Genomic DNA, 26,540 nt, shown 5'->3' with positions numbered 1-26,540 from the left:
CGACAAGCCAGCTCCTACAAAAGCCAGCTCCCCTATGGCAGCTGGCACTGGGCCGATCAGTAACGGTAAGCGTGCGGCTTGAACGGACCTTCGACGGTCACGCCGATGTAGTCGGCCTGGGTCTTGGTCAGTTGAGTCACCACGCCGCCGAAGCCGCGGACCATTTCCAGGGCCACTTCTTCGTCGAGTTTCTTCGGCAGTACTTCCACGGTCAGACGCTCGGCTTTCTGGGCCGGCGACAGGTCGGCGTACTTCTGGCCGAACAGGAAGATCTGCGCCAGTACCTGGTTGGCGAACGAGCCATCCATGATGCGGCTTGGGTGGCCGGTGGCGTTGCCCAGGTTAACCAGGCGGCCTTCAGCCAGCAGGATCAGGTAGTCGTCATTCTGCGGGTCGAAATCGCCAGCGCCGGTACGGTGAACCTTGTGTACCTGCGGCTTCACTTCTTCCCATGCCCAGTTCTTGCGCATGAAAGCGGTGTCGATTTCGTTGTCGAAGTGGCCGATGTTGCAGACTACAGCGCGCTTCTTCAGGGCTTTGAGCATGTTTGCGTCGCAAACATTCACGTTACCGGTGGTGGTCACGATCAGGTCGATCTTGCCCAGCAGGGCTTTGTCGATGCTCGCTTCGGTGCCGTCGTTCTGGCCGTTGATGAACGGCGAAACCACTTCGAAACCGTCCATGCACGCTTGCATGGCGCAGATCGGGTCAACTTCGGAGACTTTAACGATCATGCCTTCCTGACGCAGAGACTGGGACGAACCCTTGCCCACGTCGCCGTAGCCGATTACCAGGGCTTGCTTGCCCGACAGCAGGTGGTCGGTGCCGCGCTTGATGGCATCGTTGAGGCTGTGACGGCAGCCGTACTTGTTGTCGTTCTTGCTCTTGGTCACCGAGTCGTTGACGTTGATGGCCGGGATTTTCAGCTCGCCCTTGGCCAGCATGTCCAGCAGGCGGTGTACGCCAGTGGTGGTTTCTTCGGTCACACCGTGAACGCGGTCCAGAATCTGCGGGTATTTCTTGTGCAGCAGCTCGGTCAGGTCACCGCCGTCGTCGAGGATCATGTTGGCATCCCATGGCGCGCCATCTTTGAGGATGGTTTGCTCCAGGCACCACTCGTACTCTTCTTCGGTCTCGCCTTTCCAGGCGTAAACCGCGATACCGGCAGCGGCGATAGCAGCAGCGGCCTGGTCCTGAGTCGAGAAAATGTTGCAGGACGACCAACGTACTTCGGCGCCCAGTGCAACCAGGGTTTCGATCAGCACGGCAGTCTGAATGGTCATGTGGATGCAGCCGAGGATCTTCGCGCCTTTGAGCGGCTGCTCAGCGGCGTACTTGCGGCGCAGGCCCATCAGGGCTGGCATTTCGGATTCGGCGATAAAGGTTTCGCGACGGCCCCAGGCAGCGAGGGACATGTCGGCGACTTTGTAGTCGGTAAAACCTGCAGGCGTGATTACAGCGCTCATGAAGAGCCTCCATTCGTAGTGTGCGAATGGGCGCCGTTGTGCGTTTAGTATCCAGCTGGCTAACCAGGCCGAACAACGCCCCATCCGAGCCTGACAGGTTGAACCTGCTGCAGCGCCCCTCGGACAGGTGGCGGGAGAACGGTATCAATCGAAGATGACCGTTTTGAAGCGGTGGCGATTATAGCCGTGTGCGCGGCACTTCCCAAGCCTTTCTGTCGGCCACATGCAGATCGTGCATGGGCATGATAGGCAATGGTGCATAGAGCTTGGGCGCGGGCTCTGCCATGATGTTGCCCATCATTCGGCAAGACGCTTTGGAGTGACCATGAACTTCCACACCCGCAAATGGGTAAAACCCGAAGACCTCAACCCCAACGGCACCCTGTTCGGCGGCAGCCTGCTGCGCTGGATCGACGAAGAAGCGGCGATCTACGCGATTGTTCAACTGGGCAACCAACGCGTGGTGACCAAGTACATCTCCGAAATCAACTTCGTCAGTGCCTCGCGCCAGGGTGACATCATCGAACTGGGCATCACCGCCACCGAGTTCGGCCGCACCTCGATCACCCTGACCTGTGAAGTGCGCAACAAGATCACCCGCAAAAGTATCCTCACCGTAGAGAAAATGGTGTTCGTCAACCTGGGCGAAGATGGTTTGCCGGCACCGCACGGGCGTACAGAAATCAGGTACGTCAAAGACCAGTTCAAAGACGAAACCGAGTAACCGCGAACCCAGCGGCGGCGGGCATTGAACGCTGGCGGCTGGCGACAGGTCGTACCTGAACAACACCCACCTGTTCAGGTACACCCATGGCGACTCAAGCAGACGGCAAAACCCCCAACCTGTCGCAGGAAGAGCAACAGGACGTCGACAACAACCAGCCGCCCCGCGCGGCGGTGCTGCACGAAATCATCCGCACCCAGGGCGATCAGGAACTGGAACGCAATGTGGCTGCGTTGTGGTGGTCGGCGTTGGCGGCCGGCCTGACCATGGGCCTGTCGCTGATGGGCATGGGGTTGCTCAACTCGCGCCTGCCGGATGGCGAAGCTTTCAAGGTGATCGCCAGCTTTGGCTATTGCGCGGGCTTTCTCGCGGTCATCCTCGCGCGCCAGCAACTGTTCACCGAAAACACCCTGACCGCCGTGCTGCCGGTGATGAGCAAGCCGACGCTGGCCAATGCCGGCCGCCTGTTGCGGTTGTGGACGGTGGTGCTGGTGGGCAACCTGTGCGGCACCTTGCTGGTGGCCTACGTGATGCTGCACCTGCCGATCTTCGACACCAAGACCGACATGGCCTTTCTCGAAATCGGACGCAAGGTCATGGAAAACGACCCCGGCCAGATGTTCGCCAAGGGCATTATTTCCGGCTGGATGATCGCCACCATGGTGTGGATGATCCCGTCCATGGAAAGCGCGAAGATGTTCATCATCATCCTGATCACTTACCTGATGGCGCTGGGGGACTTCACCCACATCGTCGTCGGTTCGGCGGAAGTGTCGTACCTGGTGTTTGCCGGCGAACTGCCGTGGAAGGACTTCTGGCTGGTGTTCGCCGGGCCGACCCTGGCGGGCAATATCATCGGCGGCAGTTTTATTTTTGCGCTGATCAGCCATGCGCAGATTCGCAGTGAGAGCAGCTTGCCGGGCAAGCCCGCAGACCCGCGCCATCCCCAGCGGGTGAACAAGGACGAGTAAGCTGATTCGTCATAAATGAATGGCAAAGTCGCTGCGCGGTTTTCCATTCATGAAAGAAGGATCTTTATGCGGACTTTCCCTTTTTTGCGGGGGCGCAGTTGGTGCACGCTGGTATTGGCGGTGGGCGTTTTCGGCGTGGCACAGGCCAAGGATGATGCTGCGGATCGCTCCGTGACCATCGAAAAGCAAACTCAGCGCTACGTGATCAATACCGACGGCAGCTATGTGGTGGATGCCGATAAGGTCGTGCTGATCAACGAAGAGCGGGCCATCAGGTCCAGTGCCCAGCAAGCGGTCAGTTATAACCGCTCATTGGATAGCCTGGAGATTATCGAGGCGTTCACGCTCAAGCCCGATGGGCGCAGGGTAATGGTCACCGCGCCGCAGATCAGGGAGCAACAGGAGCAGGCCTCGGCCAATGCTCCGATGTTTCAGGATTCGCGGGTCAAGGTGGTGATTTTTCCTGAGGTGGCAGTGGGTGATCGTCTGAGCTTGCGTTACAAGCGAATACGCCACACGGCGCTGTTTCCTGGCGAGTTTACCGACTTCTCCACGGCGAGCTTGAGCCCCACGCTGGATTACTCCCTGATCTACGACTTGCCGGCCGACAAGCCTTTGTACGCCGAGGCCCGGGGTTTCAAAGCCTCCACTTCGGCCGCAGCGGTTGGGCGTAAGGTGTACCGATGGGACTACGTGCCGGCCGACAAAACCCGGCCCGAACAAGGCGCGGTGGCCTACACCGACTATGGCCAACTCCTCGCTGTTTCGACCTTTGCAACCTACAAAGACCTGGCCAGGGCTTATGAGGCACGTGCCAAGGTTGAGGTCACACCGCAAATCACCGAATTGGCGCACAGGCTCACCGCCGACCAGCCAACGCCTCGGGCCAAGGCCCTGGTGCTCAGCGATTGGGTGCGCAAGAACATCCGTTATGTGGCGGTGTACATCGACGCCGGCGGCGTGGTGCCGCACCCGGCGCAATCGGTGCTGGACAACCGTTACGGCGACTGCAAGGACCATGTGGCCCTGCTGGAAGCCATGCTCAAGGCCGTTGGCATCGACAGCTCACCGGTGTTGATCAACGCCGGCAATGCCTATGTTTTGCCCAAGGTGGCGGCGTTACGCGTGCTCAACCATGCGATCACCTATGTGCCAAGCCTGGACCTCTACCTGGACTCCACCGCCAGTTTCATCGCTGCCGGTTACTTGCCACTGCAGGACTTGGACAAGCCGGTGTTGTTGACGCGTACTGGCGAGATGGCACGTACCCCGGCCACTCAGCCGAGCAAGCTATCGAGTGAACTGGTGTTCAAGGTCGATGACAAGGGCGCGGCAGACTTTACGCAAACGTCCCTCGCCGAGGGTTGGCGTACCGAAGCGACGCGTTTTTGGATCAGGTCTCAGCAGCCGGCGGAGCGTGATCAGATGATCCAGAAAATGCTGCGCAGCTCAGGCCAGGCGGGCAACGGCACCCTGCAAACAGATGCGCTGGACGGTGATGCGTCCGGCTTCAACACCACGTTGGCCGGGCGCACGGAAAACCTCGTCAACGTGCCTGGGCCGATCGGTGTACCGGCACTCAGTCGCCTGGGAAGCTATATCGCCCAGGATGTGCAGGCCCTGTCGGTAGAAAAGAAGCGGGTGCAGAACTTCACCTGCTTTGCCGGCGAGAGCGTTGAAAAGGCCCGCTTCGAGTTCCCCGCGTCGTTGACTATTCTGGCGCTGCCCAAGACCGTTTCGCTCAAGGGCGCGGATGTAACCTACGACGCCCGTTATGAGCGCAGCGGCAATACCGTGCTGGTTTCCCGCACGCTTGCCTTTAACCACCCCGAAGCGGTGTGCAGCCCTGAGTGGTTCAAGAGTATGCAGCCGATGATCGAGGCGATGTTCAATGACCTCAAAAGCCAGATCATCGTGCAGGCCCATTGATCGCAGGCGCCGGCGGCGAAATGAATCCGCCGCCGGCCTCAATCAGTGAGCCTCGGTTGGCGGTGCAGGCTCATCTTTGGTCACATGCTTGACCAGCTTGCCGATGCTCAAACCCTGCAACAGGATCGACGACAGCACCACGATGTAGGTGATGCTCAACAGCAAGTCGCGTTCCGGGCCAAGCGGCAGGGCCAGCGCCAGTGCTACCGAGACGCCACCGCGCAAACCACCCCAGGTGAGAATGCGGATAGTGCCGCGTGGCACCGTGCGCCAGCGGCGCAGCAACAGGATCGCCGGGGCCACGGTCAGCAGGCGTGAGGCCAGGATCGCCACGGCCAGCAAGCTGGCGGCCAGTACGTGCAGCCAGTTGAACGGCAACAGCAGCAGTTCCATGCCGATCAGTGCAAACAGCAGGGCGTTGAGCATGTCATCGAGCAACTCCCAGAAGCCGTCGAGGTAGCGGCGGGTCATGTCGTTCATGGCCAGCTTGCGCCCCAGGTTGCCGATGATCAGCCCGGCCACCACCATCGCAATCGGCGCCGAAACGTGCAGTTCGGTCGCCATTGCCGAACCGCCGATCACCAGCGCCAGAGTCAGCATCACTTCGATCTGATGCTGCTCGATGCTCTTGATCATCAGGTACACCAGGTAGCCGATCAGCCCGCCGAACACCACGCCGCCAATCGCTTCATGGGCGAACAGCATGGCCGTGGCGCCGACGGTCGGTGTCTCGCCCAATTGTGCGATGCCCAGCAGTACCGTAAACACCACCACTGCGGTGCCGTCGTTGAACAGCGATTCGCCGACGATGGTGGTTTTCAGTGGTTTGGAGGCGTTGGCGGTTCGCAGCACGCCCAACACCGCAATCGGGTCGGTGGGCGAAATCAGTGCACCGAACAGCAGGCAGTAGAGGAAGCTGACGTGCCAGCCGAACAGGGCAAAGATGTAGTACGCCAGGCTGCCGATGACCACGGTGGCGATCAATACGCCGAAGGTCGCCAGCAGGCCGATGGGCCAGCGATAGCTGCGCAGGTCGTTGAGGTTGACGTGCAAGGCGCCGGCGAACAGCAGGAACGACAGCATCCAGTTCATCAGCAAGTCGCCGAAGTCGATCTGGCCGATTAACTGCTGGATACGTTCTTCGAGGCCTGGGTAGCCGATAAGGCTCAGGCCTTGCAAAATCAGGGAGAACACCAGGGCCGTGACCATCACACCGATAGTGGGCGGCAGCCCGATAAATCGGTAGTTCACATAGGTGAGCAGGGTGGTAAGGCAAATAAAGGCGGCGACAAGTTCAAGCATCCGAGGTCCTTGGAAGTGAGGGAAGGTCGTTATTGCTGGGATGGACCGCACCAGCTGCGGGATGTTTCAAGGCACGGGCTAAAAGCCTGATAGAACCTTTCGGCGCGCCTCGGTTCATAGCCGGTGAGTGCGATTTTGCAGTGATAGTGCTAAAACTCTAATTTCTATTTAAAACAAAAAAAGGAATCCATCATGACGGCCGCTTTCTGGTGTGTGTTGATCGCAATATTCCTGCCTTACCTGTGCACGGGGGTGGCCAAGTTCAGCGGTGGCAAGTTCGGCCCGCGGCAGAACCACGACCCGCGTGCCTTCCTGGATACCGTCGAAGGCGTCGCCAAGCGCGCCCACAATGCCCAGCTCAACAGCTTTGAAGTGACGCCTGCCTTTGCAGCGGCGGTAATCATCGCGCACCTGGCCGGTACGGCGTCGCTGGTGACCATCAATGTGCTGGCGGTGCTGTTTATCACCAGTCGCCTGCTGTACATCATTTGCTACCTGGCCGACTGGGCGATGCTGCGTTCGCTGGTGTGGGCGGTGGGGATGGCGTTGATTGCGAGTTTCTTTTTTGTGTCGATCTAGAGGTTTGACGTAATCCCCTGTGGGAGCTGGCTTGTGTGGGAGCTGGCTTGCCTGCGATTCGGGCACCTCGGTATGTCAGTTACACCGCGGTGATGCTATCGCAGGCAAGCCAGCTCCCACACAGGCCAGCTCCCACATGTGATCTTCAGCGTTATTCAGGTGCCAGCTGGCGCATCCGGCACGTGGGGCAACGCCGCGCCCTTGGGCCACAGCATCCAGATCTGCCCCTGCTGCTTCATATTCCCCGCCAGCTCACCCGCCGCGTCACCGGTGCCCCAGAACAAGTCTGCGCGCACTTCGCCGGTGATCGCGCCGCCGGTGTCCTGCGCGGCGACGGGCCGTGCGATGGGCGAGCCATCGGGTTTGGTGGTCGACAGCCACAACAGGCTGCCCAGCGGAATCACCTTGCGGTCCACCGCCACGCTGTAACCCGCCGTCAGCGGCACATTCAGTGAGCCGCGCGGGCCTTCGTTGCTGTCCGGGCGGGCGCTGAAAAACACGTAGCTGGGGTTGCTCGCCAACAATTGCGGAATGCGCTGCGGGTTGGCCTTGGCCCAGGCGCTGATGGCGCCCATGGTCACGTCTTCTTTTTTCAGTTCGCCTTGCTCCACCAGCCAGCGGCCGATCGGGCGGTACGGGTAACCATTCTGGTCGCCATAGCCCACGCGCAATTGGCGCCCACCGGCCAGTTGAATACGCCCCGAGCCTTGAATCTGCAGGAATTGCAGGTCCATCGGGTTGGTCAGCCAGGCAATCGGCTTGGCAGTGGAGCCTTGGCCGTTGATGGTGCTGGCGTCGTCATACGGCTTGAGTACACGGCCCTCGAGGCGGCCGCGCAGGCGCTTGCCCTTGAGTTCCGGGTAGATGCTTTCCAGGTTGACGATGATCAGGTCGTCCGGCACGCCGTACACCGGCACATGGGCGGTGGCGGTTTCGGTCAGGCTGCCGGGGTAGACCGGCTCGTAGTAGCCGGTGATCAGGCCATTGGGTGTGTTGTCGGCCGAGCGCAGGCCGAACACATCCAGGCGCTCCTTGAGAAAACCGCGCACGGCTACGGCATCGCCCGGTACGGTGGCGGCGGCGGCACAGGTTGCGCCCCACACCGGATCAGCCTTGAGGCGCTGGCAGGCACTGCGCCAGGATTCAAACCCGGCCAGCAGGTCGCTGTCGGAAACCGCCGGCAGCGCTTCCCACGGTGCACTGACATAGGTGGCGACGGCATGGGGCTTGGCCGCTTCATCTTTTTTGCCGGTGTCTTTGCCGCCATCGCAACCGGCCAGCAGCGCAACTATCGGCAGAGCCCATGCCATTCGGCGGCTCCAGCGTTTCAAGGTGACATTCATACACGTAATTCCTGAAGCGGTTGCCTGCGCCGCAGCGCATTCGGGCAACCCTTATTATTAATAGGGCTATTGGTCTTTGCGGGCGGGGCGAGGATACTGGCCGCCGTTTCCCGTGACCCTGAAGCCATCATGACTTTTAAAAAACTGACCGTGGCATTGCTGGCCTGCCTGACCTTGTCCGCCTGCGGCGGTGTCGATCCTAATTCGCCGCTGGGCCAACGCAAGGCCATCTTCAAACAGATGCTCAAGACCGGCGAAGACCTGGGCGGCATGCTGCGTGGGCGTATCCCGTTCGACGGCGCGAAGTTCGCCGAAGGCGCGGTCAAGCTCGATGCGTTGTCCCACGAACCGTGGAAGCATTTCCCGAGTGTGCGTGAGGAAGATCACACCAGCGCCAAGGATACTGTGTGGCAACAGCAGGCACGCTTCCAGGAGCTGGCCCGAAACCTTGAAACGGCTACCGGTGAATTGGTAATCGCAAGCCAGGTGCAGCCCTACAAGGCCAGCAACCTGGGGCCTGCGGTGCAGAAAGTCGAAGATGCCTGCACGGCCTGCCATAAACAGTTTCGCGACCACTGACCGGTTTTATTTGTCGAGTTCGTCGACAGCCTCCTGCAGTTCTTTGCGCGACTGAGCCAGCTTGTCTTTGCGTTTGTTGATCTTGTCGGCATCGCCTTTTTTCATCGCCTTGTCGAGGTCCGCCTGACGGCGGGTGACTTCGTGCTTGGCGTCGAGCACTTTGTTCTCGCGTTCTTTGCGCAAGGACGCATCGGTGCAGTGGGCGGTGACTTCGCTCAGGGCTTTTTCCAGGCCGGCTTGTTGTTCGCTGTTGCCATGGGTTTTGGCTTGTTCGATTTGTGCGCTGATGGCCTGGCGCTTGGCGGCGCAGCCGGTGAGTTCCGGCACTTCTTCGGCGGCCAGCAGCGGCATGCTCGCCAGGCTTACGGTGGCCAACAAGGCAAGTGGGGCTAGAAATTTCATGTGAGGCTCCAAGGTCGCAATCGGATGGCAGGGTGAATTCTGCCGGGAGTAAAAGTGGCCGGGTTGGGCTTAAAACCCGTCAATTCCAGCCACGCGTAATGTTTCAGCTAACGCTTGTACTTGCGGGTCGCGAAAAAAAGCGCTCAATTGCGCCGCGCGGCCCGGGCCAATGCCGTCGGTGGCCAGCCAGGCTTGCGTGTCTTTGGCGGCCAGGGCCTGCCAGCCACCCTCCAGATCGTTGCGCGCCGAAGGCGGTACGCCCAGGGCTTTTAGCCATTGTGCAAAGGGCCGTTGCCGCGCGCTTTGCAGGCTGTCGAGCACCCGGGCACGGCGGCGATCACCGAAGCCGTCAATGTTAGCAAGCTCTGCCGCATCCAGTGTTAACCAATCGAGAATGCCTGCGATTAGACCGGCCTGGATCAATGCGTTCCAGGTCTCGCGGCCCATATAAGGCAGGGCCAGTCCCTGGTTGCTGCTCAGCCAGGTCAGGCGCGCGAGCAATTGCTCTTCGCAGCCAGGGTCCAGTTGCCAACAACTCAAGGCGTGGAAGTTGCGCGCATCCGGTACTTGCACCGCCACCCTGGTCTCGTTGCGCAGGATCACTTGCTCCAACCGAGGAATCACTTGGCCGGCAAGGCTGATGGAGACCTGATCGCCGGGGCGGATATCCAGTGCATGCCAGTGTTTCAAGGAGCCGACGCTGACGCGGCGGATTTGCCGGTCGTCCAGTCGCACCGACTCCAGTTCCAGAATGGGCGTGATACGCCCCGTGCGGCCGATCTTGAACTGCACCTTGCGTACCAGCGCCAAAGCCCTGGTTATCGGGTATTTCCAGGCGACCGCCCAATACGGCGCGCTGACCTGCCAGCGCTTGGCAGGTGCGTGCCGGGCCTGGTGCAGCACCACGCCATCGCTGGCAAAGGGCAGCGGATGGTTGTACCAGTACCTGCGCCAATGCGCGGCTTCAGTGAGGTTTTGCACGGGATGGCTGTAGCGGCGGCTATCGGTGAACCCCCAGCGCGCCAGGGTGGCCAGGCGCGTGCTGAAGTCTGTCGGGCCGTCGGGCCAGGCCCAGACGAATAGCCCGATCCTGGAGGCCTCGGCATCGCTTAACTGTCGGCGATTCATCAGCCCCGCCACTTTGCTGCGGGCACTGAGCCCGCCGTGTTCGGACTGCACATGATCGTCAAGACGCCAATAGAGTTCGCCTTGCAGCACCAGGTCGATGGGCTCTGGCAGTTGCTGGACAATGCCCTGGATCTTGCGCGCGGCGGCTGTCCAGTCCTGACCGAGCAGGCCGTCGCCACGGCTGATGAGCTGGCTCAGGCGGCCTTTGCGATACACCAGCGTCACCGCAACGCCGTCGACCTTGGGCTGGATCCAGACGTCCTGGCGTGTCTTGAGCCACTCACCCACGGCCCCTTCATCCACCAGCTTTTCCAGGCCGGTATGAGCGACTGGATGAGGCTGCGTACCGCGTGCACCTGCCAGCGGGTTATCAGCCGTCGACTGCGTTTGCGCAAAACAGGCCTGCCACCGCGCCAGGCGCTGTCGGGCCTGGTCGTACAGCTCGTCGCTGACCGGGGACTGACCGAGCCGGTGGTAACTGTCATCCCAGAGCTTGAGCTGTTCAGCCAGGGTGCCGACCTGTGAGCGTGCCTCTTCGGGGCAGTCTTCGGCCCAGGCTGGAAACGCCAGGGCGCTGAGTAGAAGGGCAATCAGTAAATGCATCATGAGCATCCTTGCTCGGAAGGGACGCTCAGCCTAAGTGATCCAGGCAGCCACAAAAAAGCCCCGGCAGTGCGGGGCTTTTTACCGGGTGTTACCAGTTACTTGAACAGCCCGCCCAACGCCTTCACGGCATCGTTCTTTTCCATCTTGGCTTCCTGTGTTTGTTGCTTGGCATCGACCTTGGCCTGGGATTCTGCCAGTTTGTTACAACCTTTGTTGAGCTGCTCCTGAGCCGCTTTAAACGCCTGGACGCTCAGCAGGTCGTTCTTGGCTTGCGCCGCATCGATCTTGGCTTGCAGGTCTTTGGCTTGCTGCTGACAGTCGCCGGTTTTGCCGCCTAGCTGAGTGCTCAAGGCGCCACCCAATGCACTCAGGTCGGCGGCATGGGCCGGCAGGGCGAACAGGCAGAACAGCAGGGCGGCAGGAGCGAGCGTGGAAATGCGCATGAAAAACCTCAATGTTCGATTGCTTGCGCGCTGGTCTATCCCGGGCTGGCGCAAGGCAATATCCAAATAAGGTGAGAGGCCCGAGAGGGCGCGGATTCTAGAGGGCCATTATTTGGCCTGCAAGCATTGGATCCAAAAAATACGAAAGTCATCGCGCAGGCAATAAAAAGCCCCGCCGGGCGAACCCGGCGGGGCTTTTGGTGCAACGCGTGCTTACAGGCCGGCGGCAGTGCGCAGGTCGTTGGCGCGGTCGGTTTTTTCCCAGGTGAAGGTGGTGAAGGTGTCGTCGCCGACAGTCTTCTGCGCAGGGGTACGGCCGAAGTGGCCATAGGCTGCAGTGTCCTGGTACATCGGGTGCAGCAGGTCGAGCATGGTGGTGATTGCGTAAGGGCGCAGGTCGAAGATCTCACGCACCAGCTTGACGATCTTGTCATCGCTGATCTTGCCGGTGCCGAAGGTGTTCAGCGAGATCGACGTAGGCTGGGCCACACCGATCGCGTAGGAAACCTGGATCTCGCAACGCTCGGCCAGGCCGGCCGCGACGATGTTCTTGGCCACGTAACGACCGGCGTAGGCCGCCGAGCGGTCAACCTTGGATGGGTCTTTACCCGAGAACGCACCACCGCCATGACGGGCCATGCCGCCGTAGCTATCGACGATGATCTTGCGACCGGTCAGGCCGCAGTCGCCCACTGGGCCGCCGATGATGAACTGGCCGGTCGGGTTGATGTGGAACTGGGTGTCTTTGGTCAGCAGTTCGGCAGGCAGCACGTGCTTGACGATCAGCTCCATCACGCCTTCACGCAGGTCGGCGTAGGACACGTCCGGGTTGTGTTGGGTCGACAGTACAACGGCGTCGATGCCCACCACTTTGCCGCCTTCGTAACGGCAGGTGACCTGGGACTTGGCGTCCGGGCGCAGCCACGGCAGCACGCCGGATTTACGTGCTTGCGCCTGGCGCTGTACCAGCTGGTGCGAGAAGGTGATTGGTGCCGGCATCAGCACGTCGGTTTCGTTGCTGGCGTAGCCGAACATCAGGCCCTGGTCGCCGGCGCCCTGATCTTCAGGCTTGGCGCGGTCCACACCCTGGTTGATGTCGGGGGACTGCTTGCCGATGATGTTCATCACGCCGCAGGTCGCGCCGTCGAAGCCGACGTCGGAGCTGTTGTAGCCAATGTCGGTGATCACGTCACGAACGATCTGCTCCAGGTCGACCCAGGCCGTGGTGGTGACTTCACCGGCGATGATCGCCACGCCCGTTTTCACCAGAGTCTCGCACGCCACGCGGGCGAACTTGTCTTCAGCAATGATGGCGTCCAGCACCGCGTCAGAAATCTGGTCGGCGATTTTGTCCGGATGCCCTTCAGACACGGACTCGGAGGTGAAAAGGGAGTATTCGCTCATCTCGATGTTTTCCTGATATTTACCGATGGTGAGTGTCGCCAGTCGGTCGCTGAAAGTGGCGGACCTGGATCTGGAAACCATTACGTAAACCTACATAGAGGCTTTCCCCGGGAACGAGTCCCGCAGCGGTGGCCCAACGGGCCAGATCGTCCTGTTCAAAACCCAACCAGAGATCACCGCAGGCCTCCTTGGCCCAATTCTGGTTGTGGCTGCATAAATCTGTGACCAGCAGGCTGCCGCCCGGTTGCAGCAAATTCGCCATCTGCTTGAGGGCTTCGGCGGGGGCCGCAAAATGGTGCAAGACCATGTTCAGCACCACGCAATCGGCCAGCAGGCTGGTGTCATTCAACGCGTCGGCCAACTGCAGGCTGACGTTGCCCAGCGCTTCGCGCTCGCACAGCTGGCGCGCCAGTTCAAGCATCGCCGGGCTGTTGTCGAGCGCGGTCACCTGCTTGAAGCGACGTGCCAGTTCCGGCAGGAAGCCACCGTCGCCGGGGCCAACTTCCAACGCCGTCGCCTCATCACTGAAGCTCAGCTTGTCCAACAGCGCCAGTACGCTTTCGCGGTATTGGGGCAAACCGGCGATCAAGTCCTGTTGGGCGCGAAACTTCTCGGCTACCCGTGAGAAAAAGTCCTGGCTGGCGGCGGCGCGTTGCCCGTGGACCTGGCTGATGCGCGACTGCACGTCGCTGGGCAGGCCCAAACTGTCTACCTCTTCGAGCAGGGCAGCGTGCAGCTTGCCGCCGAGCAGCTCGGTGTGGGGCAGGGCGCGGCGATAGAAAATCGCATTGCCTTCGCGGCGCGTAGCCACCAGCTCGGCCTGGGCCAGCACCTTGAGGTGGTGGCTCATGCCGGATTGGCCGATGGCGAAGATCTGCGCCAGCTCCAGCACCCCAAAAGAGTCGTTGGCCAGTGCGCGCAACACGTTCAGGCGCAACGGATCACCAGCGGCCTTGCATAAGGCAGCCAGCTCATCGCCGTCGTCGGGACGCAGGGAGGGCACGGGTAGGTTCATAAGGCCAGCAGTCTAGTGACGGGTGGAAATCCCCGCAAGGCCAATATCAAAAAGTTTTGATATTGGTCGATAATCGGTAGTTATAAGCAGCCGCTATAACCTTTAGACGAACCGGTGGGCTGTTTCTGCAAGCCAATGCCGGGTAAACCGCAGGAAAAACACCTACAAGTGACTATCTGTCATTGCCCGCAGGCGGTGGCTGAGGGAAAATGCCGGTCCTTTTTTCCGTTTCTTCTACTCAAACTCCAGGAGATCAGCGATGCCCAGCCGTCGTGAGCGTGCCAACGCCATTCGTGCCCTCAGCATGGATGCCGTGCAAAAAGCCAACAGCGGCCATCCCGGTGCCCCGATGGGCATGGCGGATATCGCCGAGGTACTTTGGCGTGACTACCTGAAGCACAACCCGAGCAACCCGTCGTTCGCTGACCGTGACCGGTTCGTGCTGTCCAACGGCCACGGCTCGATGCTGATCTACTCGCTGCTGCACCTGACCGGCTACGACGTCACCATCGATGACCTCAAGAGCTTCCGCCAGCTGCACAGCCGCACCCCGGGCCACCCGGAATTCGGCTACACCCCAGGCGTCGAGACCACCACTGGCCCGCTGGGCCAGGGCCTGGCCAACGCCGTGGGTTTTGCGCTGGCGGAAAAAGTATTGGGCGCGCAGTTCAACCGCCCTGGCCACAACATTGTCGACCACCACACCTACGTGTTCCTGGGTGATGGCTGCATGATGGAAGGTATTTCCCACGAAGTCGCTTCCCTGGCCGGCACCCTGGGCCTGGGCAAGCTGATTGCCTTCTACGATGACAACGGCATCTCCATCGACGGCGAAGTCGAAGGCTGGTTCACCGACGACACGCCAAAGCGTTTCGAAGCCTACAACTGGCAGGTGATCCGCAACGTTGACGGTCACGATCCGGAAGAGATCAAGACCGCCATCGACACCGCGCGCAAGAGCGAGCAGCCGACCCTGATCTGCTGCAAGACCATCATCGGTTTCGGCTCGCCGAACAAGCAAGGTAAAGAAGACTGCCACGGCGCCCCACTGGGTGACGCGGAAATCGCCTTGGCTCGTGAAGCGCTGAAGTGGAACCATGGCCCGTTCGAAATCCCGGCTGACATCTACGCCGAGTGGAGCGCCAAGGAAAAAGGCCTGGCCGCCGAAGCCGAGTGGGACCAGCGTTTTGCTGCCTACTCCGCCGAATTCCCGGAATTGGCCAACGAGCTGGTGCGCCGCCTGGCCGGTGACCTGCCTGCCGACTTCTCGGAAAAAGCCTCGGCCTACATCGCCGAAGTCGCGGCCAAGGGCGAGACCATCGCCAGCCGTAAAGCCAGCCAGAACACCCTGAACGCCTTTGGCCCATTGCTGCCTGAGATCCTCGGCGGTTCGGCTGACCTGGCCGGTTCCAACCTGACCCTGTGGAAAGGTTGCAAAGGTGTCTCGGCCGAAGACGCCAGCGGCAACTACATGTACTACGGCGTGCGCGAGTTCGGCATGAGCGCCATCATGAACGGCGTGTCCCTGCACGGCGGCCTGGTGCCTTACGGCGCGACCTTCCTGATGTTCATGGAATACGCGCGTAATGCGGTACGTATGGCCGCGCTGATGAAGAAGCGGGTGATCCATGTGTACACCCACGACTCCATCGGCCTGGGCGAAGACGGCCCGACGCACCAGCCGGTCGAGCAACTGACCAGCCTGCGTACCACGCCGAACCTGGATTGCTGGCGCCCAGCCGACGCCGTGGAATCGGCCGTGGCCTGGAAGCACGCGATCGAGCGTAAGGACGGCCCTTCGGCGCTGATCTTCTCGCGTCAGAACCTGCAACACCAAGTGCGTACCGACGCGCAGATCGCCAACATCAGCCGTGGCGGTTATGTGCTCAAAGACTGCATCGGCGAGCCGGAACTGATCCTGATCTCCACAGGCTCCGAAGTCGGCCTGACTGTTCAGGCCTACGACAAGCTGACCGCCCAGGGCCGCAATGTTCGCGTTGTGTCCATGCCGTGCACCAGCCTGTTCGAAGCCCAGGATGCCGACTACAAGCAATCGGTATTGCCGTTGCAGGTCAGCGCGCGTATCGCCATCGAAGCGGCGCACGCCGACTACTGGTACAAGTACGTGGGCCTGGAAGGCCGCGTGATCGGCATGACCACCTACGGTGAGTCGGCGCCGGCGCCAGCGTTGTTCGAAGAATTCGGTTTCACCCTGGAAAACATCCTGGGTCAGGCTGAAGAGCTGCTGGAAGACTAAGTCAGTCTGCGTTGTCTGTACTGGCGCCATCGCGGGCAAGCCCGCTCCCACATTTGGATTACGGTCTAATGTGGGAGCGGGCTTGCCCGCGATGGCGTCAGAACATTCGACACCGAACTCACCTTGATCGAGAACCCCATGCCTCAACCGCGTCCCTACAAAGTTGCACTCAACGGCTACGGCCGCATTGGTCGTTGCGTCTTGCGTGCTCTGTTCGAGCGAGGGGCGGCGGCCGGGTTTGAAATTGTGGCGATCAACGATTTGGCTGACATGGCCAGCATCGAATACCTGACACGCTTTGACTCCACCCACGGCCGCTTCCCCGGCGAAGTTCGGGTCGAGGGCGATTGTCTGCATATTAATGGCACCTGCGTGAAGGTCTTGCGCAGTGCCACCCCAGAAGGCATCGACTGGAAAGCACTGGGCGTTGACCTGGTGCTGGAATGTTCCGGTGTCTACCACACCCGTGCCGATGGCCAGCGTTTTCTCGACGCCGGCGCACCGCGTGTGCTGTTTTCCCAGCCGATGGCCAGCGAGGCGGATGTGGACGCCACCATCGTCTACGGTATCAACCAGGATTGCCTGACCGGCGATGAACTGCTGGTGTCCAACGCCTCCTGCACCACCAACTGCAGCGTGCCGCTGTTGCGCCTGCTGGATCAGGCGATCGGTATCGATTATGTGTCGATCACCACGATTCACTCGGCGATGAACGACCAGCCGGTGATCGACGCCTATCATCATGAAGACCTGCGCCGCACGCGCTCGGCGTTCCAGTCGGTGATTCCGGTGTCTACCGGCCTGGCCCGTGGCATCGAGCGACTGTTGCCGGAACTTGCCGGGCGAATCCAGGCCAAAGCCGTACGGGTGCCGACGGTGAATGTGTCCTGTCTGGACATCACCATGCAAACCGTCAGCGACACTGACGCGACGGAGGTCAACCGGATCTTGCGCGACGCCGCCACCAGCGGCCCGCTCAAAGGCCTGCTGGCCTACACCGAGTTGCCGCACGCCAGTTGTGATTTCAACCATGACCCGCATTCGGCGATTGTCGATGCCAGCCAGACCCGTGTTTCCGGCCCCAGGCTGGTGAACATCCTGGCGTGGTTCGACAACGAATGGGGTTTTGCCAACCGCATGCTGGATGTGGCAGAGCACTATCTGCACATCGCTTCTAAACAACCTCAACAGTAATTCAGGAACTGCGACCCATGACCGTGTTGAAGATGACCGACCTCGATCTGCAAGGTAAGCGCGTACTGATTCGCGAAGACCTCAACGTCCCAGTCAAGGACGGTGTTGTCACCAGCGATGCGCGAATCCTGGCCTCGCTGCCGACCATCAAGCTGGCCCTGGAAAAAGGCGCGGCCGTGATGGTCTGCTCCCACCTGGGTCGCCCGACCGAAGGTGAGTTCAGCGCCGAAAACAGCCTCAAGCCTGTAGCCGACTACCTGAGCAAGGCCCTGGGCCGCGACGTGCCGCTGGTAGCCGACTACCTGGGCGGCGTTTCTGTTGCGCCTGGCGATATCGTGCTGTTCGAAAACGTGCGCTTTAACAAAGGCGAGAAAAAGAACAGCGACGAACTGGCCCAGCAATACGCGGCCCTGTGCGACGTGTTCGTGATGGACGCTTTCGGTACCGCGCACCGCGCCGAAGGCTCGACCCATGGCGTGGCCAAGTTCGCTAAAGTTGCAGCGGCTGGCCCATTGCTGGCTGCTGAGCTGGATGCATTGGGCAAGGCGCTGGGTGCTCCGGCACAACCGATGGCTGCCATCGTGGCCGGCTCCAAAGTGTCGACCAAGCTGGACGTGCTCAACAGCCTCAGCCAGATCTGCAACCAGCTGATCGTCGGCGGCGGCATCGCCAACACCTTCTTGGCCGCAGCCGGGCACCCGGTGGGAAAATCGCTGTATGAGCCAGACCTGCTCGACACTGCCCGCGCCATCGCCGCCAAAGTCAGCGTGCCGCTGCCGGTGGACGTGGTGGTTGCCAAGGAATTCGCGGAAAGCGCCGAAGCCACCGTCAAGCTGATTGCTGACGTGGCGGCTGACGACATGATCCTGGATATCGGCCCACAAACGGCGGCTAACTTTGCGCAACTGCTGAAAGCCTCCCAGACCATTCTGTGGAACGGCCCGGTCGGTGTGTTTGAGTTCGACCAGTTCGGCAACGGCACCAAAGTGCTGGCCAAGGCGATTGCCGAAAGCTCGGCATTCTCCATCGCCGGTGGTGGTGACACCCTGGCAGCCATCGATAAATATGGCGTTGCTGACCAGATCTCCTACATTTCTACCGGTGGCGGCGCATTCCTCGAGTTCGTCGAAGGCAAAGTGTTGCCGGCCGTTGAAGTGCTGGAAACCCGAGCCAAAGGTTAAGGCTCGTGATCCGGAAAAGGAGCATTCCCATGATCAAGTCGTTGGCACTGGTGATCGCAGCGGGCCTGTTGGCCGGCTGCGGCAGCACGCCAAGCGCTGTGCCCGAGGCTGAAAAGCCTGGGGCTGCGCCGAAAAAAAGCTGCTACCAGGCCGACTGGCAGGCCGAAACCATGCCGGTGATCAACAAGCGCATCGGCAATGAACGGCTGGAACAATACGACGCCGCGCCCAACGGTCAGGAACAGGGTTGCCCATGACGGGTCTGATCAACTAACCGACAGCAGTGGCGGCCCTTGGGGTCGTCGTTCGAGGAGTGGCAATGAAAGGCGTTTTCGCCCTCGCAGCCCTGGCCTTGTTGGCCGGTTGCAGCAGCATGAACATGTTCAACAAGGCCGCAGAACCGGCAGACAAATGGACCACCTGGACCTGCGACAGCAAGGCCGAGGTCAACTGGCGCTTTACCAATGCGGCACGTTCCGAAGTGGATGTACGCCTCGGTGGTTCGGACCAGGTTTATCGCCTTAAACAAGAGGTTGCCGCCTCGGGCGTGCTGTACAGCGACGGCCAGCTGGCGTTTCACACAAAAGGTGAGGAAGGCCTGGTTTACTGGGTCGCCACCGATGATTTGATTGGGCGTGGCTGTAAGGCCCAGTAAGAAGATCGAATGGGAGAGCAGATTGTGTGGCGAGGGAGCTTGCTCCCGCTGGAGTGCGAAGCGCTCCTGAAAACTTGGGGCCGCTGCGCAGCCCAGCGGGAGCAAGCTCCCTCGCCACATCAAGCCAGCTCCCACATTGATCCGGTTCCAAAGTCACTTATGTGTAAACCGGACACTGCAATAACGATTCAGCAGCTCAAGCTTAACCCCTTGATCTGCAATAACTTGAATAGCAGCCGCCGCTACGGCAGGCTTGCACGATTAACGACCCTCGACCGGGAGAGACAACACAATGGCACTTATCAGCATGCGTCAAATGCTGGACCACGCAGCCGAGTTCGGCTACGGCGTCCCAGCCTTTAACGTCAACAACCTTGAGCAGATGCGCGCCATCATGGAAGCCGCTGACAAGACCGACTCCCCCGTGATCGTCCAGGCTTCGGCCGGTGCGCGCAAATACGCCGGCGCCCCGTTCCTGCGTCACCTGATCCTCGCCGCTATCGAAGAATTCCCGCACATCCCGGTGTGCATGCACCAGGACCACGGCACCAGCCCTGACGTGTGCCAGCGCTCCATCCAACTGGGTTTCAGCTCGGTAATGATGGACGGCTCCCTGGGCGAAGACGGCAAGACCCCAACCGACTACGAGTACAACGTGCGCGTAACCCAGCAAACCGTGGCCATGGCTCACGCCTGTGGGGTTTCGGTTGAAGGCGAGCTGGGCTGCCTGGGTTCCCTGGAAACCGGTATGGCCGGCGAAGAAGACGGCATCGGCGCCGAAGGCGTGCTGGATCACAGCCAGATGCTGACCGACCCGGAAGAAGCCGCTGACTTCGTGAAAAAGACCCAAGTGGACGCCCTGGCCATCGCCATCGGCACCAGCCACGGCGCCTACAAGTTCACCAAGCCGCCTACAGGTGACGTGCTGGCTATCGACCGCATCAAGGAAATCCACAAACGCATCCCTAACACCCACCTGGTGATGCACGGCTCTTCCTCGGTCCCGCAAGAATGGTTGGCGATCATCAACCAGTACGGCGGCGACATCAAAGAAACCTACGGCGTGCCGGTTGAAGAAATCGTCGAAGGCATCAAGTACGGCGTGCGCAAGGTCAACATCGACACCGACCTGCGCCTGGCGTCCACCGGCGCAATGCGTCGCCTGATGGCTACCAACCCGAGCGAATTTGACCCGCGTAAATTCTTCGGCGCTACCGTGACCGCGATGCGTGATGTGTGTATCGCTCGCTACGAAGCGTTTGGTACTGCCGGTAATGCTTCGAAGATCAAGCCGATCTCGTTGGAAGCGATGTACCAGCGTTACCTGAAAGGTGAGTTGAACGCCAAGGTGAACTGAGCCTTAAGCGTTTAAAAAGAAGCCCGCAGCGATGCGGGCTTTTTTGTGGCCGGGATTTGATCAGGCAGCGATATCGAAACCTCGGTGCTCAATGACGCGGAACACGTCGCTCACGTCCTGCACCAGAATACGTGCGGTATTGGCCACGTTATTCAGGTCGCGCTCGGCGAAGTCCGGGAGGCTGGAGCAGGCCATCAGGTTGAGGTGTTCGAGGGCGGCGTTGAGGCGTTCGCGCAGGCAGGCGTGGAGGTCGGGCAGTGGGGCGGCGCTGTCGATCAAGAGCACCGGTGAATCGGTGGCGGATTCGGTGCAGGGGTAGAAGCGGCGGGGCGGTAATGGGTCGGTCATGGTGAATATTCCTCGTATCTAGAAGGACTACCGCCGATCGCTGCGAAACGAATGGGTGGTAGCTGTGTGCGGGTTCGCAGACCGAGGATACGAGGAACCCGGCAGACCCGAAGGTCTCCCACACACAGCCACCATAAAGTAAACGTCGGGCGCAGAAGCGCTCCTCGTTGCATTCATGATGCTCGGTTACACACGTATCGTTAGGGCTGCGAAACCCTATCGCTGTCCTCAGCGACGGGGCGAACTATAAGCGGCGATCTGTCCGCCCGCAACGGTCGTGTAGGACCAACCTCGATCCCCGAACCGATGGAGATCCAATGTGGGAGCCGGGCAAGCCCGGCTCCCACAGGGTTCGGTGGTGTGTTTAAGAGGTCGGAGTAATCAGGGAATAGTCTTGGTGTTTGTCGGAGTTTGCCTACGAATAGTGGCGACTCAACAGTTGTTTACGATCGGAAGCATCCTAAAGCCGGTCAGTAGAACGCACAGTGTCTTGATGGTTTTTCTGTTTTATTTGTACACCATTGAAAGTGCGCTTTTATCGCCTTCGAATCATTTAAGGTTGGGCTTTGAAATGTATTCGATGAGAGAGAAGTGATAATGAACTTTATTAAAGTTGCTGGCATTTTCATAGCGTTGATGGCAGTGGGCTCTGCTGCGTCGGTCTATGGGAAAGGCAGGGTATATACAGCGTCTGTTGACGATAAGGGAACGGTCTATGCGCAATCGCCCACGTGGATTAAAGAAGTAAAATTGACTGCGCAACCTGACTACTTTTCAGAGTATAAAGTTAGATTCGTGCCCGGTGTTTTTAAAGAGGTGCCGAGCTTCTGTACGGTGTCGGTGACGGATGTGTACTCTAATGAACGTATCTTCTATGGTCACGCCAAGTTGGGTGGGCTGCCGGCGATCAATTACATTAATGTATTGACACTCATGGTGGGTGATAACAAACCCGCCGGCGATTCTTCAATGGGCTTTATGCTGATGTGCGTTGATTAAACCCACTAAGAGGCCCCGTTACTAACGGGGCTTCTTTCACGCTCTACTCGTGATCAATATCTAACTTGGCAAACGTCACCCGTGCGCCTTCCTTGCTGTCGCCGCTGTTGTCCTGCACATACACCCCTGCCTTGAAGTACAGCGGTTTCGCACCCCACGCGGCGCCTATGCGCTCGTTCCATTCGCCATCTGCGGCATACACATTGAGCAGCCCGGCTTTATTGAGGTTGATCACGTAGGTAAAGCTTTTGTTGAGTGGCACATTGGAGGCGACGGTGACCACGCGCCCCTCACCATCATCCGGGCGCATGCGCACCTTGGCGACGATGTTGCCGGTCTGGGTTTTTTCCTTGAATTGATACTCCAGTTTGATCAGCGGTTTCTGGCTGTCATACGCGTGGATCTGGCCGATGACCACTTTGCCGCTGGAGGGCACCTGGTTGACGGCCACGGTGGCGCGCAGGAAGTTGTTGGCTTCGTTGTAAGTCCAGTTGCGCAGGCGCCCATCGGCGTAGGTTTCGCGTAACTCGCTGCGTGGGTAGATGGCGTTTTCGGTGCGGGTGCCGGTCACGGGTGTCCAGAATTGCACGTTGCTGCCTTCGGCCTGGAAGTACTGGTCCTTGAAGCCGCTCAGCAGCTTGGGGGTGTCGATGGTCGTGGGCGGGGAGCCGACCGGGATGCTGAGGTTCCAGGTGGAAAGGTCGATCATGGTGTTGGCCTTTTACAGAGGGTGAAGGCTTTAGCCCGAGGGCTGTACAGGTTCTTTATAGGCGGTGGTTGTCCGGTTGTTAAACAGTTTGTGGCAAATTATTGGCGTCAGCTAAATGCCAAAAAGCCATGTTTCCCACAGGCCGTGGGCTGTAGGGCTTGACCGTTAGTCGGCTTCCTGAGCTTTGGCGCAATGATGGCATCCACGTCACTTCTGCTTTTTTTAAAGCGGGGCTAGAGTGAGCCCTCAGTGTTTGTCCGGTTTTTGTAGCAGAAGTGACCGGTGCAGCCCCTCAAGGAAGAGACGTAGCATGGATTGCGCTCCACACCCCGGCGATGGCAGTTCGGTTCTTTTGGTCGTCGATGACTACCCGGAAAACCTCATCAGCATGCGTGCGCTTTTGCAGCGTGAAGACTGGCACGTGATCACGGCCGCTTCCGGGCTGGAAGCCTTGGAGTTGCTGCTTGCCCACGAGGTCGACCTGGTCTTGCTGGATGTACGCATGCCCGGCATGGATGGCTTTGAAGTCGCACGCCTGATGCGTGGCAGCCAGCGCACACGCATGACGCCGATTATCTTTCTCACGGCCCACGCCCAATCGTCCGCCGCTGTGCAGGAAGGCTATGCCAGCGGCGCAATCGACTATCTGTTCAAACCCTTTGACCCGCAGGTGCTCAAGCCCAAGGTCCAGGCCCTGCTGGAGCAGCAGCGCAACCGCCGTGCCTTGCAGCGCCTGAGCCACGACCTGGAGTTGGCGCGTGCCTTCAACGCCTCGGTGCTCGACAACGCCGCCGAAGGCCTGTTGGTGGTGGGCGAGGGCAGTGTGATCGAGTACGCCAACCCGGCTATTTCACGCTTGCTGAACGCCACCATGGCCGAGTTGCAGGGCGAGAGCTTCTTGAGTTTCCTGCAAAAGCCCCATGTGCCCGCGTGGTTGAGTTTCCCGATGTACGAGGCATACCGCCGGGGTGAAACGTGGCGTCAGCACGACGCGATTTTGCGCACCGGCCGTGGTCAGCAGGTGCCCGTGGCGTTGTCCTGTGCACCGCTGCCCGCCGAGCAGAAGGCCATGGTGGTGACCGTGCTGGACATGTCCGAGGTACGCCATCTGCACCAGCAGTTGGAGTTCCAGGCCGTGACCGATCCGTTGACGGGGCTATTGAACCGGCGCGGCTTTCACCAGGCGGTGGAGAACATCTTGCTGCGCAGTGAGCGTAACGAGCAGTCGCTGGTGTTGCTGTATCTGGACCTGGACGGTTTCAAACGGGTCAATGACTCGTTGGGCCACGACGCGGGTGACCGCGTGCTGCGCTGGGTCTCGGAGCAGATGCAGGCCTGCTTGCGCTCCTGCGACATTCTCGGGCGTATGGGCGGGGATGAATTCACCGCATTGCTGGAGTTGGAGTGCCCGGAGCAGGCCGCCAAGATTTCGGAAAAACTGATCGAAAGAGTGTCTGTGTGCCAGCAAGTGGACGGTTTGGAGGTGATGCTTGGCGTCAGCATCGGCATCGCGACGTTCCCGGACTGCGGCTCCGACCTGAGCGGCCTGTTGCGTGCGGCGGATATCGCCATGTACGAAGCCAAGCGCGCGGGCCGTCAGCAATATCGCTATTACGATCAGGAAATGAACGGCCGCGCCCGTTCGCGGTTGATGCTGGAAGACAGCGTGCGCACCGCGATTCAAAACAAGGACTTCACCCTGGTCTACCAGCCCCAGGTCTCGTTGGAAGACGGGCGCTTGCGCGGTGTCGAGGCGCTGCTGCGCTGGCAGCACCCCAGCGTCGGCGATGTGCCGCCGGGCTTATTCTTGCCGCTGCTTGAAGAGGCGCGGCTGATCAGCCAGTTGAGCGCCTGGATCTACCAGCAAGTCGCTGCCCAGCGCCAAGCCTGGCAAGCCACCTTCGATCAAGAGTTGGTGCTGAGCGTGAGCTTGAGTGCCAGCCAGTTCAATATGCCCAACCTCGCCAGCCAACTGCAGCAGGTACTCGAGCGGCATGGCTTACAGGGGCGCCAGCTGGAGGTGGAAATCAGCGAAGACAGCCTGATGAGTAACCTGGAAGAGACCCATAAGCAGCTTAAGTTATTGCGCCAGATCGGCGTGCGCATTGCCTTGGATGACTTCGGCCTGGGCCAATGCTCCCTGGCCCACCTGCGGGACCTGGAGTTCGATACGCTCAAGCTCGACCCGCAACTGGTGGCGCGCCTGCCAGGCTCGGTAAGGGACGCGGCAATGGCGCGCAGTATCATCCAGTTATGCGCACATTTTGAGGTGTTGGTGATCGCCGAGGGTGTGGAAACCCTCGAGCAGTCAACGTGGCTCAAGGCCAATGGCTGCGCATTTATTCAGGGGCCGTTGGCTGCCCAACCGTTGGTGGCGGAGGAAGTGGCTGCCTGGTCCCACCCTCGTCTGCTGTGAATTCGCTACACTGGCGGCCTTCAAACCCTGTTGCAGAACCCCATGACCGCGCTGAAATACCTCCAGGCCTACCCCGCAGCGCTCCAGGAGCAAGTGCGCCAATTGATCGCCAAGGACCAATTGGGCGCCTACCTGGAGCAACGCTACCCCGAGCGCCACGGCGTGCAGAGCGACAAGGCGTTATACAGCTATGCCCTGGCGTTGAAGCAGGAACACTTGCGCAACGCGCCGGCCATCGACAAAGTGCTGTTCGACAACCGCCTGGACCTCACCCACCGCGCCCTGGGCCTGCACACCACGATTTCACGGGTGCAGGGCGGCAACCTCAAAGCCAAGAAAGAAATCCGCATTGCGGCGCTGTTCAAGGAAGCCGCACCGGAGTTTCTGCGCATGATCGTGGTGCACGAGCTGGCGCACTTCAAGGAATCGGACCACAACAAGGCGTTTTATAAACTCTGTGAGTACATGATGCCGGGCTACCATCAGGTGGAGTTCGACCTGCGGGTGTACCTCACGTATCGCGACTTGCAGGGCAAGCCCTAACTTCAAAAGGCGTCGAGCATGGATGTGAGCAAGACCAAAAGCAGTTTCTACCGCCGCCTGTATGTGGCCTACCTGATCGACAGCGGCCAGGCCAGCAGCGTGCCGGCACTCACCGACGCCACCGGGATGCCACGGCGCACGGCGCAGGACACGATTGCGGCGTTGGCTGATCTGGATATTGTGTGTGAGTTTGAGCAGGAGGATGGCGCGCGCAATCATGCCGGGCGTTATCGGATTCGTAGCTGGGGCGCGATTGATCGGCGCTGGATCGAGGCGAACCTTGCGGCGGTCAAGCAGGTGTTGGGTTATCCCTGAACCGGGTGCTTGCAGCTCTGGCCTCATCGCAGACAAGCCAGCTCCCACACTTGAAGTATTCGCAATTCAACGTGTGGGAGCTGGCTTGCCTGCGATGGCGTCCTTACTGGCGCCGCATACCAATATGGGGAATGTCATCCTCCAGGTATTCCTCACCCGCCACTTCAAATCCATACTTGCCGTAATACCCTTGCAAATGCGCCTGGGCTGACAGATAGATCGGCGTCTGCGGCCAGATGTCTTCAATGCGCTTGAGGGCTTCTTCCATCATCTGGTGCCCCAGCCCGGTACCGCGTGCCACCGGCGCGACGATCACCCGGCCAATCACCACATCACCGCCCTGGGATTCCGGGTCCAGCAGGCGCAGGTAGGCCACCAGCACGTCATCTTGCCAGGCCATCAAGTGGTGGGTATCGCCCGAAAGATCCTGCCCGTCGAGGTCTTGATAAACGCATTTTTGCTCGACGACAAACACCTCATTGCGCAGACGCATAATGGTGTACAGCTGCTCTTTGCCGAGGTCTTCGTGATGTTTGCAGACCCATTCAACCGTCATGGCGTTTTCCCTTATTAATGTCTGTGGCCGATAGTAAGCGCCGCCGCCCGTCCTGTCTAAATTGAGCATTTTTGTGAATGGCGTCAATTTGCCATCATTCAGTCCGATCGCCACGGGCT

The 26,540-nt window shown here is 60.1% G+C and carries 26 protein-coding genes and 1 riboswitch; of the genes, 15 read left to right on the top strand and 11 right to left on the bottom strand.

The window, feature by feature from the left end; all coding sequences use genetic code 11:
• Nucleotides 1-56: 56 nt before the first annotated feature.
• Entirely contained in the window at nt 57-1,466 is a 1,410-nt protein-coding gene (gene ahcY / locus GIW48_RS11355) for an adenosylhomocysteinase (RefSeq protein ID WP_017139412.1), read from the bottom strand.
• Between the two features lie 21 nt (nt 1,467-1,487).
• A riboswitch (S-adenosyl-L-homocysteine riboswitch) is annotated at nt 1,488-1,593 on the bottom strand.
• A 198-nt stretch (nt 1,594-1,791) separates the two neighbouring features.
• Here ahcY and GIW48_RS11350 point away from each other — a divergent pair.
• From GIW48_RS11350 to GIW48_RS11340, 3 genes are all read left to right on the top strand, one after another.
• On the top strand, nt 1,792-2,190 hold the full coding sequence (locus GIW48_RS11350; RefSeq protein ID WP_017139410.1) for an acyl-CoA thioesterase: 399 nt from the start codon (nt 1,792-1,794) through the stop codon (nt 2,188-2,190).
• An 86-nt stretch (nt 2,191-2,276) separates the two neighbouring features.
• Nucleotides 2,277-3,161: a formate/nitrite transporter family protein gene (locus tag GIW48_RS11345; RefSeq protein ID WP_017139409.1), complete on the top strand. Its 885-nt coding sequence runs from the start codon at nt 2,277-2,279 to the stop codon at nt 3,159-3,161.
• A gap of 66 nt (nt 3,162-3,227) precedes the next feature.
• Nucleotides 3,228-5,090 (top strand): DUF3857 domain-containing transglutaminase family protein, encoded by a 1,863-nt coding sequence (locus tag GIW48_RS11340; protein ID WP_236460529.1) that lies wholly within the window; start codon nt 3,228-3,230, stop codon nt 5,088-5,090.
• Nucleotides 5,091-5,132: 42 nt separating this feature from the next.
• On the opposite strand, the gene GIW48_RS11335 is transcribed toward GIW48_RS11340, so the two are convergent.
• Nucleotides 5,133-6,392, bottom strand: a complete 1,260-nt coding sequence (locus GIW48_RS11335; protein WP_017139407.1) for a cation:proton antiporter — start codon at nt 6,390-6,392, stop codon at nt 5,133-5,135.
• A gap of 192 nt (nt 6,393-6,584) precedes the next feature.
• On the opposite strand from GIW48_RS11335, the gene GIW48_RS11330 reads away from it, so the two are divergent.
• The gene (locus tag GIW48_RS11330; RefSeq protein WP_017139406.1) at nt 6,585-6,971 is read left to right on the top strand and encodes an MAPEG family protein; all 387 of its coding nucleotides are present in this window, start codon (nt 6,585-6,587) and stop codon (nt 6,969-6,971) included.
• A 155-nt stretch (nt 6,972-7,126) separates the two neighbouring features.
• Here GIW48_RS11330 and mltA read toward each other — a convergent pair whose 3' ends face one another.
• Nucleotides 7,127-8,314, bottom strand: coding sequence for a murein transglycosylase A (mltA, locus tag GIW48_RS11325; RefSeq protein WP_170036839.1), 1,188 nt, complete (start codon nt 8,312-8,314; stop codon nt 7,127-7,129).
• Nucleotides 8,315-8,443: 129 nt separating this feature from the next.
• On the opposite strand from mltA, the gene GIW48_RS11320 reads away from it, so the two are divergent.
• The gene (locus GIW48_RS11320) at nt 8,444-8,893 is read left to right on the top strand and encodes a c-type cytochrome (RefSeq protein WP_170036841.1); all 450 of its coding nucleotides are present in this window, start codon (nt 8,444-8,446) and stop codon (nt 8,891-8,893) included.
• 6 nt (nt 8,894-8,899) lie between these two features.
• Here GIW48_RS11320 and GIW48_RS11315 read toward each other — a convergent pair whose 3' ends face one another.
• The 5 genes from GIW48_RS11315 to GIW48_RS11295 all read right to left on the bottom strand — a co-directional run bounded on the left by GIW48_RS11315 (nt 8,900) and on the right by GIW48_RS11295 (nt 13,891).
• The gene (locus GIW48_RS11315) at nt 8,900-9,295 is read right to left on the bottom strand and encodes a DUF1090 domain-containing protein (protein ID WP_017139403.1); all 396 of its coding nucleotides are present in this window, start codon (nt 9,293-9,295) and stop codon (nt 8,900-8,902) included.
• A 69-nt stretch (nt 9,296-9,364) separates the two neighbouring features.
• Nucleotides 9,365-11,029 carry an NAD-dependent DNA ligase LigB gene (gene ligB, locus GIW48_RS11310; RefSeq protein ID WP_099550361.1) on the bottom strand — a complete coding sequence of 555 codons (1,665 nt, stop codon included), beginning with the start codon at nt 11,027-11,029 and terminating at the stop codon, nt 9,365-9,367.
• A gap of 95 nt (nt 11,030-11,124) precedes the next feature.
• Nucleotides 11,125-11,472 (bottom strand): hypothetical protein, encoded by a 348-nt coding sequence (locus GIW48_RS11305; protein WP_017139401.1) that lies wholly within the window; start codon nt 11,470-11,472, stop codon nt 11,125-11,127.
• 213 nt (nt 11,473-11,685) lie between these two features.
• On the bottom strand, nt 11,686-12,876 hold the full coding sequence (gene metK, locus GIW48_RS11300; protein ID WP_099550362.1) for a methionine adenosyltransferase: 1,191 nt from the start codon (nt 12,874-12,876) through the stop codon (nt 11,686-11,688).
• 19 nt (nt 12,877-12,895) lie between these two features.
• A complete protein-coding gene (locus GIW48_RS11295) occupies nt 12,896-13,891 on the bottom strand; it encodes an ArsR/SmtB family transcription factor (RefSeq protein ID WP_017139399.1) in 996 nt (331 codons plus the stop codon).
• A gap of 259 nt (nt 13,892-14,150) precedes the next feature.
• Here GIW48_RS11295 and tkt point away from each other — a divergent pair, with 259 nt between their 5' ends.
• The 6 genes from tkt to fba all read left to right on the top strand — a co-directional run bounded on the left by tkt (nt 14,151) and on the right by fba (nt 20,535).
• Nucleotides 14,151-16,148, top strand: coding sequence for a transketolase (gene tkt / locus GIW48_RS11290; protein ID WP_138453924.1), 1,998 nt, complete (start codon nt 14,151-14,153; stop codon nt 16,146-16,148).
• A 138-nt stretch (nt 16,149-16,286) separates the two neighbouring features.
• The gene (gene epd, locus GIW48_RS11285; RefSeq protein ID WP_017139397.1) at nt 16,287-17,342 is read left to right on the top strand and encodes an erythrose-4-phosphate dehydrogenase; all 1,056 of its coding nucleotides are present in this window, start codon (nt 16,287-16,289) and stop codon (nt 17,340-17,342) included.
• Between the two features lie 17 nt (nt 17,343-17,359).
• Entirely contained in the window at nt 17,360-18,523 is a 1,164-nt protein-coding gene (locus GIW48_RS11280) for a phosphoglycerate kinase (RefSeq protein ID WP_099550363.1), read from the top strand.
• A 29-nt stretch (nt 18,524-18,552) separates the two neighbouring features.
• On the top strand, nt 18,553-18,780 hold the full coding sequence (locus GIW48_RS11275) for a hypothetical protein (protein WP_186617020.1): 228 nt from the start codon (nt 18,553-18,555) through the stop codon (nt 18,778-18,780).
• Between the two features lie 62 nt (nt 18,781-18,842).
• Nucleotides 18,843-19,178 carry an MliC family protein gene (locus GIW48_RS11270; protein ID WP_099550365.1) on the top strand — a complete coding sequence of 112 codons (336 nt, stop codon included), beginning with the start codon at nt 18,843-18,845 and terminating at the stop codon, nt 19,176-19,178.
• A 292-nt stretch (nt 19,179-19,470) separates the two neighbouring features.
• Complete coding sequence (gene fba, locus GIW48_RS11265) at nt 19,471-20,535, top strand: class II fructose-bisphosphate aldolase (RefSeq protein ID WP_003177554.1); 1,065 nt, start codon at nt 19,471-19,473, stop codon at nt 20,533-20,535.
• 60 nt (nt 20,536-20,595) lie between these two features.
• Here fba and GIW48_RS11260 read toward each other — a convergent pair whose 3' ends face one another.
• Entirely contained in the window at nt 20,596-20,883 is a 288-nt protein-coding gene (locus GIW48_RS11260) for a fructose-bisphosphate aldolase (protein ID WP_236460530.1), read from the bottom strand.
• A 597-nt stretch (nt 20,884-21,480) separates the two neighbouring features.
• Here GIW48_RS11260 and GIW48_RS11255 point away from each other — a divergent pair.
• Entirely contained in the window at nt 21,481-21,882 is a 402-nt protein-coding gene (locus tag GIW48_RS11255) for a hypothetical protein (protein ID WP_017139392.1), read from the top strand.
• A gap of 43 nt (nt 21,883-21,925) precedes the next feature.
• Here GIW48_RS11255 and GIW48_RS11250 read toward each other — a convergent pair whose 3' ends face one another.
• Nucleotides 21,926-22,591, bottom strand: coding sequence for a polysaccharide lyase family 7 protein (locus GIW48_RS11250; RefSeq protein ID WP_017139391.1), 666 nt, complete (start codon nt 22,589-22,591; stop codon nt 21,926-21,928).
• Between the two features lie 310 nt (nt 22,592-22,901).
• Here GIW48_RS11250 and GIW48_RS11245 point away from each other — a divergent pair, with 310 nt between their 5' ends.
• From GIW48_RS11245 to GIW48_RS11235, 3 genes are read left to right on the top strand one after another with little or no spacing between them, the layout of a single operon-like run.
• The gene (locus GIW48_RS11245; RefSeq protein ID WP_017139390.1) at nt 22,902-25,007 is read left to right on the top strand and encodes a putative bifunctional diguanylate cyclase/phosphodiesterase; all 2,106 of its coding nucleotides are present in this window, start codon (nt 22,902-22,904) and stop codon (nt 25,005-25,007) included.
• A 42-nt stretch (nt 25,008-25,049) separates the two neighbouring features.
• On the top strand, nt 25,050-25,550 hold the full coding sequence (locus GIW48_RS11240) for a M48 metallopeptidase family protein (RefSeq protein ID WP_017139389.1): 501 nt from the start codon (nt 25,050-25,052) through the stop codon (nt 25,548-25,550).
• 18 nt (nt 25,551-25,568) lie between these two features.
• Nucleotides 25,569-25,865, top strand: a complete 297-nt coding sequence (locus tag GIW48_RS11235) for a winged helix-turn-helix domain-containing protein (RefSeq protein WP_017139388.1) — start codon at nt 25,569-25,571, stop codon at nt 25,863-25,865.
• A 103-nt stretch (nt 25,866-25,968) separates the two neighbouring features.
• On the opposite strand, the gene GIW48_RS11230 is transcribed toward GIW48_RS11235, so the two are convergent.
• On the bottom strand, nt 25,969-26,421 hold the full coding sequence (locus GIW48_RS11230) for a GNAT family N-acetyltransferase (RefSeq protein WP_017139387.1): 453 nt from the start codon (nt 26,419-26,421) through the stop codon (nt 25,969-25,971).
• Nucleotides 26,422-26,540: the final 119 nt, after the last annotated feature.

Origin of the sequence: Pseudomonas sp. PA-6-3C, assembly GCF_021605825.1 — a bacterium.
GTDB lineage: Bacteria > Pseudomonadota > Gammaproteobacteria > Pseudomonadales > Pseudomonadaceae > Aquipseudomonas > Aquipseudomonas edaphica.
The sequence above is the reverse complement of the archived record's forward strand: the minus strand, read 5'-3'. Positions and strand labels throughout refer to the sequence as shown.

What these genes read in the sequence shown, in the direction of transcription:
- ahcY (WP_017139412.1), bottom strand. Translation starts at nt 1,466, where the DNA reads ATGAGCGCTGTAATCACGCCTGCAGGTTTTACCGACTACAAAGTCGCC.
- GIW48_RS11350 (WP_017139410.1), top strand. Translation starts at nt 1,792, where the DNA reads ATGAACTTCCACACCCGCAAATGGGTAAAACCCGAAGACCTCAACCCC.
- GIW48_RS11345 (WP_017139409.1), top strand. Translation starts at nt 2,277, where the DNA reads ATGGCGACTCAAGCAGACGGCAAAACCCCCAACCTGTCGCAGGAAGAG.
- GIW48_RS11340 (WP_236460529.1), top strand. Translation starts at nt 3,228, where the DNA reads ATGCGGACTTTCCCTTTTTTGCGGGGGCGCAGTTGGTGCACGCTGGTA.
- GIW48_RS11335 (WP_017139407.1), bottom strand. Translation starts at nt 6,392, where the DNA reads ATGCTTGAACTTGTCGCCGCCTTTATTTGCCTTACCACCCTGCTCACC.
- GIW48_RS11330 (WP_017139406.1), top strand. Translation starts at nt 6,585, where the DNA reads ATGACGGCCGCTTTCTGGTGTGTGTTGATCGCAATATTCCTGCCTTAC.
- mltA (WP_170036839.1), bottom strand. Translation starts at nt 8,314, where the DNA reads ATGAATGTCACCTTGAAACGCTGGAGCCGCCGAATGGCATGGGCTCTG.
- GIW48_RS11320 (WP_170036841.1), top strand. Translation starts at nt 8,444, where the DNA reads ATGACTTTTAAAAAACTGACCGTGGCATTGCTGGCCTGCCTGACCTTG.
- GIW48_RS11315 (WP_017139403.1), bottom strand. Translation starts at nt 9,295, where the DNA reads ATGAAATTTCTAGCCCCACTTGCCTTGTTGGCCACCGTAAGCCTGGCG.
- ligB (WP_099550361.1), bottom strand. Translation starts at nt 11,029, where the DNA reads ATGATGCATTTACTGATTGCCCTTCTACTCAGCGCCCTGGCGTTTCCA.
- GIW48_RS11305 (WP_017139401.1), bottom strand. Translation starts at nt 11,472, where the DNA reads ATGCGCATTTCCACGCTCGCTCCTGCCGCCCTGCTGTTCTGCCTGTTC.
- metK (WP_099550362.1), bottom strand. Translation starts at nt 12,876, where the DNA reads ATGAGCGAATACTCCCTTTTCACCTCCGAGTCCGTGTCTGAAGGGCAT.
- GIW48_RS11295 (WP_017139399.1), bottom strand. Translation starts at nt 13,891, where the DNA reads ATGAACCTACCCGTGCCCTCCCTGCGTCCCGACGACGGCGATGAGCTG.
- tkt (WP_138453924.1), top strand. Translation starts at nt 14,151, where the DNA reads ATGCCCAGCCGTCGTGAGCGTGCCAACGCCATTCGTGCCCTCAGCATG.
- epd (WP_017139397.1), top strand. Translation starts at nt 16,287, where the DNA reads ATGCCTCAACCGCGTCCCTACAAAGTTGCACTCAACGGCTACGGCCGC.
- GIW48_RS11280 (WP_099550363.1), top strand. Translation starts at nt 17,360, where the DNA reads ATGACCGTGTTGAAGATGACCGACCTCGATCTGCAAGGTAAGCGCGTA.
- GIW48_RS11275 (WP_186617020.1), top strand. Translation starts at nt 18,553, where the DNA reads ATGATCAAGTCGTTGGCACTGGTGATCGCAGCGGGCCTGTTGGCCGGC.
- GIW48_RS11270 (WP_099550365.1), top strand. Translation starts at nt 18,843, where the DNA reads ATGAAAGGCGTTTTCGCCCTCGCAGCCCTGGCCTTGTTGGCCGGTTGC.
- fba (WP_003177554.1), top strand. Translation starts at nt 19,471, where the DNA reads ATGGCACTTATCAGCATGCGTCAAATGCTGGACCACGCAGCCGAGTTC.
- GIW48_RS11260 (WP_236460530.1), bottom strand. Translation starts at nt 20,883, where the DNA reads ATGACCGACCCATTACCGCCCCGCCGCTTCTACCCCTGCACCGAATCC.
- GIW48_RS11255 (WP_017139392.1), top strand. Translation starts at nt 21,481, where the DNA reads ATGAACTTTATTAAAGTTGCTGGCATTTTCATAGCGTTGATGGCAGTG.
- GIW48_RS11250 (WP_017139391.1), bottom strand. Translation starts at nt 22,591, where the DNA reads ATGATCGACCTTTCCACCTGGAACCTCAGCATCCCGGTCGGCTCCCCG.
- GIW48_RS11245 (WP_017139390.1), top strand. Translation starts at nt 22,902, where the DNA reads ATGGATTGCGCTCCACACCCCGGCGATGGCAGTTCGGTTCTTTTGGTC.
- GIW48_RS11240 (WP_017139389.1), top strand. Translation starts at nt 25,050, where the DNA reads ATGACCGCGCTGAAATACCTCCAGGCCTACCCCGCAGCGCTCCAGGAG.
- GIW48_RS11235 (WP_017139388.1), top strand. Translation starts at nt 25,569, where the DNA reads ATGGATGTGAGCAAGACCAAAAGCAGTTTCTACCGCCGCCTGTATGTG.
- GIW48_RS11230 (WP_017139387.1), bottom strand. Translation starts at nt 26,421, where the DNA reads ATGACGGTTGAATGGGTCTGCAAACATCACGAAGACCTCGGCAAAGAG.